This is a genomic window from Cobetia sp. SIMBA_158, from assembly GCF_046566945.1.
Lineage (GTDB): Bacteria > Pseudomonadota > Gammaproteobacteria > Pseudomonadales > Halomonadaceae > Cobetia > Cobetia amphilecti.
The window spans coordinates 1-229 of record NZ_JAWJYL010001255.1; the positions used below are offsets into that span (position 1 = coordinate 1).

Annotated in this window: 1 protein-coding gene; it reads left to right on the top strand. The window is 57.2% G+C overall.

Annotated features, from left to right (window positions below):
- On the top strand, positions 1-229 hold a 229-nt coding region (locus R2R70_RS23745), incomplete at both ends, for a hypothetical protein (protein ID WP_410979454.1).

Consider the following 229-nt stretch of genomic DNA (forward strand, 5'->3'; position numbering starts at 1 on the left):
TCTCCTCCACTATCTCGACCAGGGCCTGGAAGTGACTGAGGGCTTTCTCGGCATTGAAGTAGTGGTTGAAATGCTAGATGGCAGGATCGGCATTGCGCAGGCTGTCGCCAGGACGACGCATCAGGAGACGCGTCATTCGAGCGGCCATTGGGTGGCAACCGAGCCGGGAGGAGGCAGGGGTATTCGACATGGAGGAAACCGCATTTTGATGGTCTGTCAGTCGCAATTG